Genomic DNA, 16,081 nt, shown 5'->3' on the forward strand with positions numbered 1-16,081 from the left:
TCAGTTATACTATGATTTTTATCTTAAAAAAATCAAAGTTCAATATCTAATAAGTACTATTAGTCATTCCATCTTATATTTCTGAACACTTCACTCGATTTGTTAGTACTTACTCATTTAAGTATTTTTTTTTGAAATTGTTAGAAATTAATTGATTAAATGTCTATTATTTTAGTGACTTTTGTGGTAAAAAGTGGAGTTAAGTGGTAAAAAATAGGGTTTCAATTAATATATTGATTTTTTAATAATTTAAAAACAATAAAAATTAATATTTACGGTGATTTCATGTTCAGTGGTGCAATCTCAGTTAATTTAGATAGTAAAGGAAGAATAGCAATTCCTACTCGCTATCGTGAGTTTTTGACTGACGGTTTAGTTTGTACCATTGGTTTATATCATCCCTGTTTAACAATATATTCAATGTCTGAATGGCAGAAAATCGAATTACAGCTATCAACATTGTCAACAATTGTTGAAGCAGAACGCAGAATTAAAAGATTATTATTAGGTTATGCAACGGAATGTAATTTAGATAATGCAGGACGTATTTTACTTCCGCCAACATTACGTACTTATGCAAAACTAGAAAAATATACCATGTTTGTAGGCCAATCTAATAAATTTGAGATTTGGGATGAGGCGATTTGGTATCAACAAATTAGCGATGATATTGCTGCATTACCAACTGATGTTGAACACTTATCAGAAAATTTGAAAAGTCTAACAATTTAATAAGAGTAAACAAAGATGGATTATCAACATAAAACTGTTTTGTTAAATGAAGCAGTCGCGGCATTAAATATAAAAAAAAACGGTATTTATGTTGATGGCACTTTTGGGCGTGGCGGTCACTCTCGTTTAATTCTTGAACAGTTGGGCGAACATGGAAAATTAATTGCAATTGACCGTGATGAACGCGCTGAACAAGCGGCACTTCAAATAACCGATCCAAGATTTACTTTTATTCGAGGCGAATTTTCTAACGTATATCAATATGTTGATAATTTAGGGTTGTTAGGTAACATAGATGGTTTTTTATTAGATTTGGGGGTTTCATCGCCGCAATTAGATGATCCGCAAAGAGGATTTTCTTTTATGCGTGATGGACCACTTGATATGCGGATGAATAATCATAAAGGTGTAACTGCAAGTGAGTGGTTACTAAGTAGTGATGAAAATGATATCACATGGGTTTTAAGAACTTTTGGTGAAGAAAAGTTTGCTAAACGGATTGCTCATGCCATTGTGGAACAAAATAAGGTTTCACCAATAACTCGAACTTTAGAGTTAGCAGATTTAATTGAAAAAGCAACACCAAAAAAAGATAAAAATAAACACCCAGCAACGCGCTCATTTCAAGCTATTCGGATTTATATAAATAGTGAACTTGAGGAAGTTGAACAAGCCTTAAATAGTAGTTTGTCAGTACTTGCAGACCAAGGAAGACTTGCGGTTATTAGTTTTCATTCGCTAGAAGATAGAATTGTGAAACAATTCATAAGTAAACAGAGCAAAGGCCCTAATTTACCAGCTGGCTTACCACTAACCGAACAACAAATAAAACAATATGGTAATGCTAAATTAAAATCACTTGGCAAAATTAAGCCGAGCAGTAATGAAATATATGGTAACCCGCGTTCTCGAAGCGCAATATTGAGGATTGCAGAAAGGAAAAATGAATAATAACCAAGACAATGAATTTTTCTCGAGAGCCAGTGTTGATATACACAATCAAAAGAGACCAAGCAAAAGTTTGCTTGGATTAATTTTTAGTGATTTGTTCGGTCATCAGAAAATTTCATTATTGCTATTGGTACTTATTATTATTTCGGCCGGAGCAGTATTAGTTACAACTCAGCAAGTTCGTAAACAATTATTTGAACGTGAGCAATTATTACTCGAACAAGATGTATTAGAAAGTGAATGGCGTAATTTAGTTATTGAAGAAAATGTCCTTGCTGATCCAAAACGTGTTGAAGATAAAGCAAAAAATCAATTGGGCATGTCGTATGTGACACCGCAAAATGAAACCGTTATTTTGATAAAGAGTAAATAATGAAGTTTACTAGTATAACTAAAAAAAATAATGTAAAACAAGTTACTAGGTTGAATAAAGGGAATAAATTAAATAGTAAAAAACAAGTTTATACCCGGACTCGATTTTATCTTGTTTATGGTTTTATTCTTTTAGCCATTATTAGTTTACTGGTACGATTGGCTATTTTACAGATAATAGAACCCGATAAGTTGATTGCTGAAGCCAATAAACGCTCAATTCGTCATCAAGAAATGAGTGCATTACGAGCCATGATTACCGACCGTAATGGCAGAGCGCTAGCTGTGAGTGTGCCTATGTATGATGTTTGGGCTGATCCCAAAGTTGTTATAGAAAAAGGTGGCGTTGATCATAATGATATCCGTTGGCAAGGGTTAGCAAAAACGTTGAATATTCCAATGCCGACACTTGAGCAAAAATTGGATAATTCGTCGATGCGATTTGTTTATCTATCTAAACAAATTACCCCAACAATAGCGGATTATTTAAAACAATTAAATTTACCGGGAATATCGTTTGCCAAAACGTCTAAACGTTATTATCCCGCTGCAGAGAGTATCGCTCAATTAATTGGTTTAACTGATGTTGACCAAAACGGTAGTGAAACAGGTTCGGAAGGAATTGAAAAAAGCTTTAATAAATGGTTGATGGGTGAATCAGGACAACGCATTATTAGGCGAGATCGTGCAGGGAGAGTTATAGAAGAGCTGGAAAGAACAGATAGTGAAGTTGCCTCTGATTTGACGTTAAGTATTGATGAGCGTTTGCAATCTCTGGTTTTTAGTGAGCTTAGCCAAGCGGTTCAATTTAATAAAGCTGATAGTGGTACAGCTGTGTTAATTGATGTTCATACTGGTGAAATATTAGCGATGGCAACAAGTCCATCCTATAACCCAAATAATCGTTCTTCAATTGATTATAGTTTGTTACGAAATCGAGCAATAACCGATGCATTTGAGCCAGGCTCCACAGTTAAACCTTTAGTTGTGATGGCCGCATTAGAGAAAAAAATAGCAAATTTAAATACGGTTATTGATACTAGCCCATTTTTGGTTAACCGATATGAAATTAAAGATGTTTCTTATCAAAAATCTCTTAATTTGGCCGGTATTTTGGAAAAATCAAGTAACGTCGGTGTGAGTAAATTAGCGTTGCAGATGCAATCAAGAGATCTTGTTGAGTTTTACAGCCGTTTTGGGTTAGGGCAACCGACAGAGCTTGGTTTAGGTGGTGAAGTGAGTGGTTATATTGCCGCTGACAGAACAAGGAAATGGGCTGATATTGAACGGGCGACTTTTTCTTTTGGTTATGGATTAAGTGTTACGCCATTACAATTAGCTAGGGCATATGCAACTATTGGTAGTTATGGAATTTATCGACCCGTTTCAATATTGAAAGTAACCCAACCCGTTGAAGGAAAGCGGGTGGTAAGTGAAAAAATAGCTAAAACAGTTGTCCAATTGATGGAAGCGGTTGCTGTAACTGGTGGTGGTACTAAAGCCGCCGTTCCAGGATATAGTGTTGGTGTTAAAACCGGTACAGCCAAAAAACTATCTGGTAGGCGGTATGTTAATCAATATTTAGCTTATACCGCCGGCATTGCACCAGCAACAGGGCCTAAATATTCATTAGTGGTTATTATCGATAATCCCAAGGCCGGACAATATTATGGTGGCTCTGTTTCGGCCCCTGTTTTTAGTCGAATTATGGGTGGAGTGTTGAGAATAATGAATGTAAAACCAGACCGCAAAATTGATGGTCAAATGATTGTATATTAGTAGGTGGAAAACAATGGCAACCAACACATTTAAAACTTTATATAAATTATTAGGTGGCAATAATCTAGCCGTAGATGATTTTCCTCTTAATCGCTTAATAACGGATAGTCGAAAAGTAAAAAAAGGCGATGTGTTTATTGCTATTAAAGGATTTACCGTTAATGGTAAAGATTTCATTCCTCAAGCTATTTTGTCTGGTGCTGCGGTCGTTCTGATTGAAACCAATAGAAAATCAAATGATTTGAAAATTGATTATTTAAAACAGAAAAACCAGAGAATCATTCCACAAATAAGGGTTTTTCAACTTTCTCAAAAATTATCAAAAATTGCAGCTGATTTTTATCACTCTCCTTCTAAACATTTATCGGTCATCGGCGTAACCGGGACTAATGGTAAAACGACAATTACCCAGTTAATCGCTCAATGTGTGACATTACTAAATAAGAAAGCCGGATTGTTAGGTTCAATTGGTAATGGTATTTATAATCATCTTGAACCTTCAGTAAATACCACTTTATCTGCAGTTGAATTACAGTCTTATTTAGCTGATTTTGTAGCAAAACGTGTTCAAGTTGTGGCGATGGAAGTTTCTTCTCATGGTTTATCGATGAATCGGGTAAAAGAATTACATTGTGCCGCAACTGTATTTACCAATCTAAGCCGAGATCATCTTGATTATCATAAAACCATGAATAGGTATGCTAAGGCAAAATGGTCGCTATTTAGTGCTGATAAAAAAGAAAAAAACGTAGCAAGTTCCGGTAAATCAATTATTAATTACGATGATACATATGGGCGACGTTGGATTGAAAAACTACCCAACGTAACCGCGGTTTCCTGTCAACCTAAATCATTACGTCGCCTGAAAACCTTGGAAAAAAACTATGTTGGCGTATCGATGATAGAATATCATGATAAAGGCGCGCAAATTCATATGGAATCGAGCTGGGGAAAAGCCATTATACATAGTCGATTATTAGGTGAGTTTAATGTTTCTAACTTACTCTTAGCTGTAGCAACCTTATTGACACTTGATTATCCATTTTTTGCTGTCGTCAATATGGCATCGTATCTTAAGCCAATTTGCGGTCGTATGGAGGTCATACAGGTAAAAAATAGTCCAACAGTAATTATTGATTATGCCCATACGCCAGATGCTCTGCAAAAAGCATTACAAGCTAGCCGTATTCATTGTAAAGGCCAATTATGGGTGATTTTTGGTTGTGGTGGTGATAGAGATACAGGTAAAAGACCATTAATGGCTGAAGTTGCTGAACAATTTGCCGATAAGATTATATTAACCAATGATAATCCTCGTACAGAAGATGAGTTAAAAATTATTCATGATATCGAGCAGGGGCTGATTGATGCTAAACATGCACAAGTTATTACAGATAGAGTGCAAGCTATCAGTAAAACCCTTGCTCAAGCTAAACCTGATGATGTGATTTTAATTGCCGGAAAAGGACATGAAGATTATCAAATTATTGGAAAAACAAAGCATCATTATTCAGATCAAGAAACGGTAAAACAGATTTTAGGAGTAAAGAATCAATCATGATTCCTTTAGTTATTAAACAAATTATAACAATTGTCAATGGCACATCTTATCACATTCAAGATGAAAAATTGATTATTAAAGAAATTTGTACTGATTCACGTAAAATTACCGATCAATGCTTATTTATTGCATTGGTTGGTGAAAAATTTGATGGTCATTTATTTGCTAAACAAGCGATTGAAGCAGGCGCTAGTGTAGTAGTTGTTAACCACAAAATCGATGATGATATTCCACAAATAGTGGTAAATGATACTTATATAGCATTAGGTGAAATTGCTGAATTTGTAAGAGATCAGAGTTCGGCAAAATTTGTGGCATTAACGGGATCATCGGGCAAAACATCAGTAAAAGAAATGACTGCTACTATTTTACAGCAGTGTGGTGAAACACTTTATACACAAGGTAATTTTAATAATGATATTGGCGTTCCATTAACCTTATTAAGATTAACTGAACAAGATCAATTTGCAGTTATTGAACTAGGTGCCAATCATATTGGTGAAATTGCCTATACGACTCGCTTAGTAAAACCTAAGAGTGCTCTAATCAATAATATTGCCTTGGCTCACATTGAAGGTTTTGGTTCACTTGAAGGGGTCGCAACAGCTAAGGGTGAAATTTTTGAAGGGTTGGCAGATGATGGCATTGCAATTATTAATTTAGATAGTTGTTCAGATAAATGGTTAAAGAATTTGAAAAATAAAACTGTTTGGACTTTTTCAATAGCTGATTCTTCTGCCGATTTTTATGCCAGCAATATAAAAATGATGGATCAGACAGTTTTTACATTGCATACCCCAATTGGTGAGAGCGAAATTAGCTTACCGTTAGTTGGTGAGCACAATATATCTAATGCAATAGCGGCATCAGCTTTAGCAATATCAGTAGGTGCAACTTTAACACAAGTTAAAAGAGGGCTGGCAGCGTCGAAGTCTGTAAAAGGAAGACTCTACCCAGTTAGATTAAATCAAACACAATTAATTTGGGATGATTCATATAATGCGAACGTTGGTTCAATGTCAGCGGCTATTCGTGTTTTAGCAACTCAACCAGGATATCGCGTTCTAGTCGTGGGTGATATGGCTGAATTAGGTAAAGACGCAGCAAGTTATCATCAACAGATTGGTGAATTAGCAAAACAACAAAAAATTGATTGTGTTGTTAGTGTTGGTAATTTAAGCGAATTGATTAGTCAGTTTAGTGGTGTTGGTCATCATTTTATTGATAAACCAAAAGCAGTGGAATATTTATTAATGTTACTACGTCAACATCCAACCTTAACTATGTTAGTTAAAGGTTCTCGTAGTGCAAAAATGGAAGAATTAATCGCAGAAATTCAATCAAAAATAGGTCAGGATTAAAATTATGTTGGTGTGGATATCAGAATATTTAGTTAAATATTTTACTTTTTTTAATGTTATTTCTTATCTAACGGTAAGAGCTATCCTTGCATTATTAACATCATTGACGATTTCATTAATTATGGGACAAAAAGTAATTGATTGGTTGCAAAAATTACAAATTGGTCAAGTTATTCGTCATGATGGTCCAGAATCTCATTTAAGTAAAAAAGGAACACCAACAATGGGGGGGACACTTATATTAGCCTCCATTTCAATTTCAGTTTTTCTCTGGGCAGATCTGCGTAATCCTTATGTTTGGGTGACCTTATTTGTTTTAATTGGTTATGGTATTGTTGGGTTTGCTGATGATTATCTCAAAGTAATACGCAAAAATACTGACGGTCTAATTGCTCGATGGAAATATTTTTGGCAGTCAGTAATTGCCTTAATTGTGGCTTTTGGACTTTATGCATATGGTAAAGATAGTTCTGTTACCGTTTTAGTTGTCCCATTCTTTAAAGATGTTATGCCGCAATTAGGCTTATGGTTTATTCTACTGACTTATGTGGTTATTGTTGGCGCGGGTAATGCGGTAAATTTAACCGACGGTCTTGATGGATTGGCAATTATGCCAACAGTTTTTGTTGCTGCTGGTTTTGCTCTTGTTTCTTGGGCCACCGGTAATGTAAATTTTGCTGCCTATTTACAAATTCCATATATCAAGTTTAGTGGCGAATTAATGGTTGTTTGTACTGCAATTATTGGTGCCGGTCTTGGTTTTTTATGGTTTAACACCTATCCGGCTATGGTCTTTATGGGCGATGTTGGTTCGTTAGCCTTAGGCGGCGTGTTTGGTATTATTTCTGTTTTATTAAGGCAAGAGTTCTTATTGTTAGTTATGGGTGGTATTTTTGTCATTGAAACATTATCCGTTATCTTACAGGTTGGTTCGTTTAAATTAAGAGGTAAACGAATTTTCAAAATGGCACCAATTCATCATCATTATGAATTAAAAGGATGGCCAGAACCAAGAGTTATTGTCCGATTTTGGATTATCTCACTAATGCTAGTGGTAATTGGTTTATTAACCTTGAAATTACGTTAAATAAAAAATAGAGCAGGATTGAATTATGGTTGACTATCAAGGTAAAAAAATTGTTATTATCGGATTAGGTATTACAGGACTTTCCTGTGTTGACTATTTCCTTGCTCAGAATGTTATTCCGAAAGTAATTGATACTCGTCTGTCGCCGTCTGGATTAGATCAATTAGATGATCGTGTTATTTATCATTTAGGTAATCTAGATGTAGATTGGCTATTTGAAGCCGATCTAATTGTAGCAAGTCCGGGTATCGCCTTATCAACACCAGAGTTGCAAAAAGCGAACGAAAAAGGTATTGAGATCATTGGTGATATTGAGCTTTTTTGCCGTGAAGTAAATCAACAAAAAAATAAACAAGTTATTGCCATTACTGGTGCCAATGGAAAAACGACTGTTACGACATTGGTTGGTGATATTGTCAAATCAGCTGGATTAAAAGTTGGTGTTGGTGGCAATATCGGTGAACCTGCTTTATCGCTATTGAAACAAGATTATGATGTTTATGTACTTGAATTATCAAGTTTTCAGTTAGAAACGACATCAAGCTTACAAGCTTCAGTGGCGACGATTTTGAATATTTCCGAAGACCATATGGATCGTTATCCTCTTGGATTAATGCAGTATACAGCAGCTAAGCAACGCATTTATCATAATGCCAAATGTTGTGTAATTAATCATGATGATAAATTAACCACACCAACTAGCAATCATCATCACTGTGTTTCATTTGGAATGATGGCGGGGGATTATCATTTAGATGCGAATTATGAACATCTAATAGCGCAAAATCAGCCGGTTTTATCGACTAAATCGATGAAATTAATCGGTTGTCATAATTATCTAAATGCGTTAGCAGCATTAGCTATTGCCGATAGTTTGAAAATTGCCCGTGATTCAAGTTTAAAAACAATTGCTAATTTTCAAGGTCTACCTCATCGCTTTGAATTAGTATTTGAAAATAATGATGTGAAATGGATTAATGATTCTAAAGCAACTAATGTAGGTAGTACCGAAGCTGCTTTAAACAGTGTTATCTGTAACGGAAAACTCTTTTTATTGTTAGGTGGTGATGGAAAATCCGCAGACTTTACCCCTTTAGTTCCTTATTTAAAAAATAGAAATATTGAAATTTTCTGTTTTGGACGTGATCGCAATTTACTTGCTAATTTAGTCCCTGATATCACAACCATTACAGAGACCATGTCTGAGGCAATTGAATATATAGCTAAAAAAGTGGCACCAAAAGATGTTGTTTTACTTTCGCCAGCTTGTGCCAGTTTAGATCAATTTAAAAATTATGTTGAACGTGGAAATCTTTTTGTACAACTCGCTATTGAATATACGCAAAGGAGTAGAAAATGACACTCTTTTGGATTAAAAAAAAAGTTAATCCAAATATTCCATTTGATAATCAATTACTTTGGACGGTGATTGGTTTAATGACTTTCGGTTTGATTATGGTGACCTCTTCATCTATGGCGTTTAGTGAGAGTGCTCCTTTCTTTTATGCGCAACGAGAACTAATTCAAATTGGAATGTCACTCTTTTTAATGTGTATCGCGTTATGTATTCCTATGCAGGGTTGGCAACAATTTGGTTCTGCGCTATTAATCATTTCAATTTTTATGTTGATAGCAGTTTTGGTAATTGGTTCTTCGATTAATGGCGCATCACGTTGGATTCCGTTAGGCGTTTTTAATTTTCAGCCGGCTGAACTTTCTAAGTTATCTTTATTCTTATTTCTAGCTAGTTACTTAGCACGTAGATCAGAGGAAGTACAAAGCGGATTTTGGGGTTTTTTAAAACCTATGATAGTTCTGGCAATTTTGTCAATTTTGTTACTAATACAGCCCGACTTAGGTACAGTGATTGTACTGTTCACGGTAACAATTGGCATATTATTTATTGCTGGTGCTCAATTATGGCAATTTATTGCAATCTTATTAACAGGTGTTGGCACCGTTGTAGTGCTTATTATATTTGAATCTTATCGTTTAACTCGTTTAATGACTTTTCTTGATCCATGGCAAGATGCTACCGGCGCTGGATATCAGCTAGTTGCTTCATTAATGGCCATTGGTAATGGCGGGATAACTGGTCAAGGGATTGGTAATTCAATTTTTAAATTACGTTATCTACCTGAATGTCATACAGATTTTATATTTTCAATCATTTCTGAAGAGTACGGATATATTGGTGTAGTCGCTTTATTGTTTTTACTCTTCTTTTTAACATTTAAAGCATTGGCAATAGGCTATCGGGCGTTAAATGAAGGTTCGCAATTTTCAGGCTACTTAGCTTGTGAAATTGGCATTTGGTTTGGTTTTCAGACCTTTGTTAATGTTGGCGTAACATCCGGTATGTTACCGACAAAAGGTCTAACCTTACCATTTATTAGTTATGGCGGTTCAAGCCTTATCATAATGAGTATTGCTGTTGCAATATTATTAAGAATAGATTTTGAGTTTAGACAACAACAAACTCAAGCAAGAATAAGGTCGATAAAATAATGAAAAAATTATTAGTTATGGCTGGCGGTACTGGTGGACATGTATTCCCGGGAATTGCCGTCGCACATTATTTAATGGAACAAGGTTGGCAAGTAAGGTGGCTAGGTACAGCTGATCGTATGGAAGCTCATCTAGTACCGGAAAATGGAATTGAGATAGATTTTATTCAAATATCAGGTCTACGTGGAAAAGGTAAACTAGCATTATTAAAAGCGCCTTATAAAATATTAAAAGCCGTTTTGCAAGCAAGAAAAATTTTAAAAGCTTATCGTCCCGATGTTGTGTTAGGTATGGGGGGATATGTTTCTGGACCAGGTGGTATCGCTGCTAAAAGTTTAGGTATCCCAGTTGTATTACATGAACAAAATGGCATTGCTGGATTAACCAACAAATATTTGGCTAAAATTGCGACAAAAGTATTACAAGCTTTTCCAACTGCATTTCCCAATGCTGAAGTGGTGGGAAACCCGGTACGTAGTGATTTATTAACAATTGAAGATCCGAGTGAAAGATTTAAAAATAGACAAGGTCCTATTCGAATATTAGTTATGGGCGGAAGTCAAGGAGCCAAAGTCATCAATACAGTTGTGCCTCGAGTAATTGCAAAATTGTCTGATAAGTTTGTTGTTTGGCATCAGACGGGTAAAGGAATGTTAGATGAGGTAGTCAAATCTTATCAGTTCTGTGATATGACAAAAAACCAAATCACAGAGTTTATTACTGATGTTAAAGAAGCTTATAATTGGGCTGATATCGTAATTTGTCGAAGTGGTGCGTTAACGGTAAGTGAAATAGAAGTTGTTGGTATTGGTGCTATTTTTGTGCCATTTATGCATAAAGATCGCCAGCAATTTTGGAATGCAAAATCTTTAGCTGATATTGATGCGGCTAAGATTATTGAACAACCTGATTTCAATGATGACTCTTTATTTCAATTACTTGCAAACTTAAGCCGTGAAGATTTAGTTGATATGGCGGTAAAAGCGAAAAGTTTATCAATTACAAATTCGACAGAAAGGGTGGCAGAAACGTTGATTTCAGTGGTAAAATAGCTAATTTTATTTATAATTTTAACTAATGTTCTGATTAAGTTTATAAGATTTAAAAATACAGTTATTTAATTGATAATTGTCTAATAACTTTTCAAGACCTAAACAAAAAATAACTAACTAGGGGTTTAAGAGTGAATACTAAGGAATTAGCAGAATTAAGAGCAATCATTCCAGAAATGAAACGTGTCAAGCATATCCATTTTGTGGGTATTGGTGGCGCAGGAATGGGTGGTATTGCCGAAGTTCTTGCTAATGAAGGATATCAAATTAGTGGATCAGATATTGCTGAAAATGCGGTAACTGAGCATTTAGAAACATTAGGTGCCAAGATAGTGATTGGGCATGCCGCTGAAAATATTCTTAGTGCAAGCGTGGTGGTTATCTCATCAGCGATTTCTCAAGATAACATTGAAGTTGTTGCCGCTAGAGAAGCTCGTATTCCTGTTATCCAACGGGCGGAAATGTTAGCTGAATTAATGCGTTTTCGCTATGGCATTGCTATTGCAGGAACTCATGGTAAAACCACGACCACAGCAATGGTTACCGCTATTTATGCAGAAGCAAAACTCGATCCAACTTTTGTTAACGGTGGTTTAGTTAAAGCAGCTGGAACACATGCTAGATTAGGCAGTAGCCGTTATTTTATTGCTGAAGCAGATGAAAGTGATGCCTCATTTTTACATTTGCAGCCAATGGTGTCGATAGTAACCAATATTGAACCTGACCATATGGATACCTATCAAGGAAGTGTTGAAAATCTCAAACAAACTTTCATCTCTTTTTTGCGTAATATTCCTTTTTATGGTTTGGCTATTATGTGTTATGACGATCCTATTAACCGTGAATTATTACCAGTTGTAGGTCGTAAAATTATTACTTATGGTTTTAGTGACGAAGCGGATGTTGTTATTAAAAATTACCGTCAAGAACGCGGTATAAGTTACTATACAGTTTGTCGACCTGATCGTGATGATTTAGAAATTGAATTAAATGCGCCAGGTAAACATAACGCATTAAATTCAGCCGCAGCAATTATAGCTGCAACTGAAGATGGTATTGATGATGAATCAATTATTCAAGCATTAGCAAAATTTGCTGGGACTAGTCGACGGTTCGACTTATTAGGTGTTTTTCCATATGGAAATAATCAAGATATTATGATGGTTGATGATTATGGACATCACCCAAGTGAAGTTAATGCTACGATTCAAGCAGCTAGAAATGGTTGGCCAGATCGACGTTTAGTTATGTTATTTCAACCGCATAGATATACGCGAACTCGGGATCTATTTGACGATTTTGCCCAAGTGCTTTCTCAAGTAGATGCGTTAGTTATGTTAGATGTCTATTCTGCTGGAGAACAACCTATTGCAGGTGCTGATAGTCGTTCACTTTGTCGTTCAATTCGAAATCGTGGCAAAGTTGATCCAATTTATGTTTCTGATTTAGATCTTTTACCTGAAATAATGAAAGAAGTATTACAAGGTGGGGATTTGTTGTTAACCCAAGGTGCTGGAAGTGTTGGTCGAGTAGCTCGTCAACTAGCCAGTAACCCATTATTTTCAAAAGAGGTTTTATAATAATGATTGATAAGGTTGCTGTATTATATGGTGGGACCTCAGCTGAAAGAGAAGTGTCCCTAAAATCAGGTCAAGCGGTTCTTGCTGGATTGCAAGCAAATGGTATCGATGCGCATCTTATTGATACTAAAGATCATTGTATAACCAATTTGAAGCAAGAAGGGTTTACTAAAGCTTTCATTATTTTGCATGGTCGAGGTGGTGAAGATGGCATAACGCAAGCGATTTTAACTTATCAAAACATTCCTTATACCGGTAGCGATGTTTTGTCATCAGCATTAACCATGGATAAGTTAAAAACAAAATTAGTTTGGAAATCACTAGGTTTACCCGTTGCTGATTATGTTACGGTTGATAAATCGCAAGCAATTAATATTGATAATATTGTTACACAGCTTGGATTACCGTTATTTGTTAAGCCGAGTCATGAAGGCTCAAGTGTTGGTATGACACGAGTTGATAAGGCTGAAGAATTAAAAGATGCAATTGATATTGCGTTCAAATATGATAATAACGTAATGATTGAATCATTCTTAGCTGGCGCCGAATTTACGGTTGCGATTGTTGGTGAAGAAGTTTTACCTGCAATTTACATTAAACCCGCTACCAATTTTTATGACTATGATGCAAAGTATCTATCAGATAAAACCCAATACTTCTGTCCAAGTGGATTATCTGATGAGAAAGAACAAGAAATTCGTAAACTAGCTTTGGATGCTTATAAAGCAGTTGGTTGTCGAGGATGGGGTAGAGTAGATATTATGTTTGATGAGAATCAAAAGCCATATTTACTTGAAGTAAACACGGCTCCTGGCATGACAGATCATAGTTTAGTGCCGATGGCGGCTAAAGAGTATGGATGGTCATTTAGTGAATTAGTTAAACGTATTTTACAATTAGCAACCGTTTAATTGGCTCTGTTTTTATGAAAAAAGTACAACAAGCAGCACATAAACGAGAGAATCAGAAAAAAAGGAAGCTGCTTGTTTTTCATAATTTAGAACAAATAATAGGTTTTTTGTTCTTTATTATCATTATTAGTATTAGTGTTTGGACAATAAATTGCGTTAAAAATTGGCTGGAAGATCCAGATCAAATGGTTTTATCACAATTAACCTTTAGTGGGGATCATGCATTTACAACCGAAGGTGATCTTAGGCAAGCGATTTTAGGATTAGGTTTGCCAAATACCTATATAGGACAAAATGTTGATGATATTCAGCAAGAAATTATGCGATACCCTTGGATTAAACAAGCAAGTGTACGTAAACAGTGGCCAGACAGATTAATTGTTTATATAGAGGAATATAAACCTGCATTTTACTGGAATGACTTATATTTACTTGATGAAGCTGGAAATGTATTTAGTGTACCATTTGATCGTTTGGGTGAGTTGCAATTACCAAGAATTTATGGACCTGAAGGTAAAGCGAAATCAATGTTGGAAATGTATGCTAAGTTAGATGCAATTTCTAAAAAGTTAGCTAATAATAAGTTTGCATCAGAAATTAAAGTTGCAATAGCTGATGATCGTAATGCTTGGCAATTGATGATTAAACAATGCACAGCTGATTTGTGTTCTGAAAGTCAGGATATAAAATTGATAATTGGCACTGAAAACATAGAACAACATTATTACCAATTTATCAAATTATTCCCTGAAATTCTTTCAAGAATGCCAGCTGATGAAAAAATAACGGCTGCTGATTTACGGTATGAAAACGGTATCTCAGTGCAACGCGAAAAAATATCGCAATGAGGAATAAATAAAGGCTGAAGTATGAAAACAACAGAGAAAAAATTAGTTGTTGGACTTGAAGTGGGCACATCCAAAGTCCTCGCCCTCGTTGGTGAAGTACTTCCTGATGGTGTGGTCAATATTATTGGTGTTGGACATTGTCCATCAAAAGGTGTTGATAAAGGTGGGGTAAATGACCTTGAATCCGTCGTTAAATCAATACAACGAGCCATAGACCAAGCTGAATTAATGGCTGATTGCCAAATATCTTCTGTTTATTTAAGCCTGTCTGGTAAACATATTCGCTGTCAAAATGAAATTGGTATGGTGCCAATCGCTGATGAAGAAGTGACAGAAGAAGATGTTGAAAATGTTGTGCATACAGCTAAGTCAGTTCGTATTTTAGATGAACATCGTATTTTACATGTCATCGCGCAAGAATATTCAATTGATCTTCAAGAAGGCATTAAAAACCCGATTGGATTATCTGGTGTAAGAATGAAAGCTAAAGTTCATTTGGTCACCTGTCATAATGATATGGCAAGAAATATAGTGAAAGCCGTTGAACGTTGTGGTTTAAAAGTTGATCAACTTATTTTTTCTGGGTTGGCATCGAGTTATGCGGTATTGACTGATGATGAAAAAGAATTAGGGGTTTGTGTTATTGATATTGGTGGCGGAACAATGGATGTCACGGTTTATACCGGTGGTGCATTACGTCATTCTGTTGTTATTCCTTATGCTGGCAATGTCGTCACTAGTGATATTGCTTACGCATTTGGTGCCCCGCCAATGGATGCAGAAAATATTAAAATTCGTTATGGATGTGCTGTTGGTTCACTCGTTGGTAAAGATGAAGTCATTGATGTACCTAGTGTTGGTGGACGCCCATCTCGTTCATTGCAACGGCAAACTTTGGTTGATGTGATTGAACCACGTTATTCAGAACTTTTATCATTAGTGCAAAAAGAGTTACTAATGTTACAAGATGAACTTAAGAAGCAAAATTTTAAATATCAATTGGCAGCAGGGATTGTTTTAACCGGTGGAGCTGCGCAAATTAAAGGCATGGTTGAATGTGCTGAAAAAGTATTTCAAAATCAAGTACGTATTGGCTATCCTTTGAATATTTCAGGATTAACTGATTATGTACAAAAGCCATATTGTTCAACAACCGTGGGGTTATTGCATTATGGTAAAGAAAGTTTATTAAATGATGATAATAAAAATAGTAATAAATCATCTTTTAAAGGGATAGCTAAAAAATTCACCAGTTGGTTTAAAAAAGAATTTTAGCTATTATATCTGATAACTTCGTAGACATTGTAGCTTGATATCTGTACAATGTCCTAAGATCTTA

Annotated in this window: 14 protein-coding genes; all 14 read left to right on the top strand. The window is 35.4% G+C overall.

The window, feature by feature from the left end:
* The first annotated feature begins 285 nt into the window (after positions 1-285).
* Positions 286-732 carry a division/cell wall cluster transcriptional repressor MraZ gene (gene mraZ / locus DKK70_RS03095; protein ID WP_110432685.1) on the top strand — a complete coding sequence of 149 codons (447 nt, stop codon included), beginning with the start codon at positions 286-288 and terminating at the stop codon, positions 730-732.
* A 15-nt stretch (positions 733-747) separates the two neighbouring features.
* Positions 748-1,683: a 16S rRNA (cytosine(1402)-N(4))-methyltransferase RsmH gene (gene rsmH, locus DKK70_RS03100; RefSeq protein ID WP_110432686.1), complete on the top strand. Its 936-nt coding sequence runs from the start codon at positions 748-750 to the stop codon at positions 1,681-1,683.
* Positions 1,676-2,056: a cell division protein FtsL gene (ftsL, locus tag DKK70_RS03105; protein WP_110432687.1), complete on the top strand. Its 381-nt coding sequence runs from the start codon at positions 1,676-1,678 to the stop codon at positions 2,054-2,056. Before rsmH ends, ftsL begins: the two co-directional genes overlap by 8 nt.
* A complete protein-coding gene (gene ftsI / locus DKK70_RS03110) occupies positions 2,056-3,834 on the top strand; it encodes a peptidoglycan glycosyltransferase FtsI (protein ID WP_110432688.1) in 1,779 nt (592 codons plus the stop codon). Before ftsL ends, ftsI begins: the two co-directional genes overlap by 1 nt.
* 13 nt (positions 3,835-3,847) lie before the next feature.
* Positions 3,848-5,395, top strand: coding sequence for a UDP-N-acetylmuramoyl-L-alanyl-D-glutamate--2,6-diaminopimelate ligase (gene murE / locus DKK70_RS03115; protein WP_110432689.1), 1,548 nt, complete (start codon positions 3,848-3,850; stop codon positions 5,393-5,395).
* Positions 5,392-6,756, top strand: a complete 1,365-nt coding sequence (gene murF, locus DKK70_RS03120) for a UDP-N-acetylmuramoyl-tripeptide--D-alanyl-D-alanine ligase (protein ID WP_110432690.1) — start codon at positions 5,392-5,394, stop codon at positions 6,754-6,756. The genes murE and murF overlap by 4 nt, the downstream gene beginning before the upstream one ends.
* Positions 6,757-6,760: 4 nt before the next feature.
* Positions 6,761-7,843 (top strand): phospho-N-acetylmuramoyl-pentapeptide-transferase, encoded by a 1,083-nt coding sequence (gene mraY, locus DKK70_RS03125; RefSeq protein WP_110432691.1) that lies wholly within the window; start codon positions 6,761-6,763, stop codon positions 7,841-7,843.
* 25 nt (positions 7,844-7,868) lie between these two features.
* A complete protein-coding gene (murD, locus tag DKK70_RS03130; protein WP_110432692.1) occupies positions 7,869-9,203 on the top strand; it encodes a UDP-N-acetylmuramoyl-L-alanine--D-glutamate ligase in 1,335 nt (444 codons plus the stop codon).
* Entirely contained in the window at positions 9,200-10,351 is a 1,152-nt protein-coding gene (gene ftsW, locus DKK70_RS03135; RefSeq protein WP_110432693.1) for a cell division protein FtsW, read from the top strand. The genes murD and ftsW overlap by 4 nt, the downstream gene beginning before the upstream one ends.
* On the top strand, positions 10,351-11,403 hold the full coding sequence (murG, locus tag DKK70_RS03140; RefSeq protein WP_110432694.1) for an undecaprenyldiphospho-muramoylpentapeptide beta-N-acetylglucosaminyltransferase: 1,053 nt from the start codon (positions 10,351-10,353) through the stop codon (positions 11,401-11,403). Before ftsW ends, murG begins: the two co-directional genes overlap by 1 nt.
* A gap of 131 nt (positions 11,404-11,534) precedes the next feature.
* On the top strand, positions 11,535-12,983 hold the full coding sequence (gene murC / locus DKK70_RS03145) for a UDP-N-acetylmuramate--L-alanine ligase (protein WP_110432695.1): 1,449 nt from the start codon (positions 11,535-11,537) through the stop codon (positions 12,981-12,983).
* A 2-nt stretch (positions 12,984-12,985) separates the two neighbouring features.
* Positions 12,986-13,894, top strand: coding sequence for a D-alanine--D-alanine ligase (locus DKK70_RS03150; RefSeq protein ID WP_110432696.1), 909 nt, complete (start codon positions 12,986-12,988; stop codon positions 13,892-13,894).
* Between the two features lie 14 nt (positions 13,895-13,908).
* On the top strand, positions 13,909-14,742 hold the full coding sequence (locus tag DKK70_RS03155; protein ID WP_110432697.1) for an FtsQ-type POTRA domain-containing protein: 834 nt from the start codon (positions 13,909-13,911) through the stop codon (positions 14,740-14,742).
* A 21-nt stretch (positions 14,743-14,763) separates the two neighbouring features.
* Positions 14,764-16,017, top strand: a complete 1,254-nt coding sequence (gene ftsA, locus DKK70_RS03160; RefSeq protein ID WP_110432698.1) for a cell division protein FtsA — start codon at positions 14,764-14,766, stop codon at positions 16,015-16,017.
* The last annotated feature ends 64 nt before the right edge of the window (positions 16,018-16,081 follow it).

Origin of the sequence: Gilliamella apicola (assembly GCF_003202655.1) — a bacterium.
Lineage (GTDB): Bacteria > Pseudomonadota > Gammaproteobacteria > Enterobacterales > Orbaceae > Gilliamella > Gilliamella apicola_R.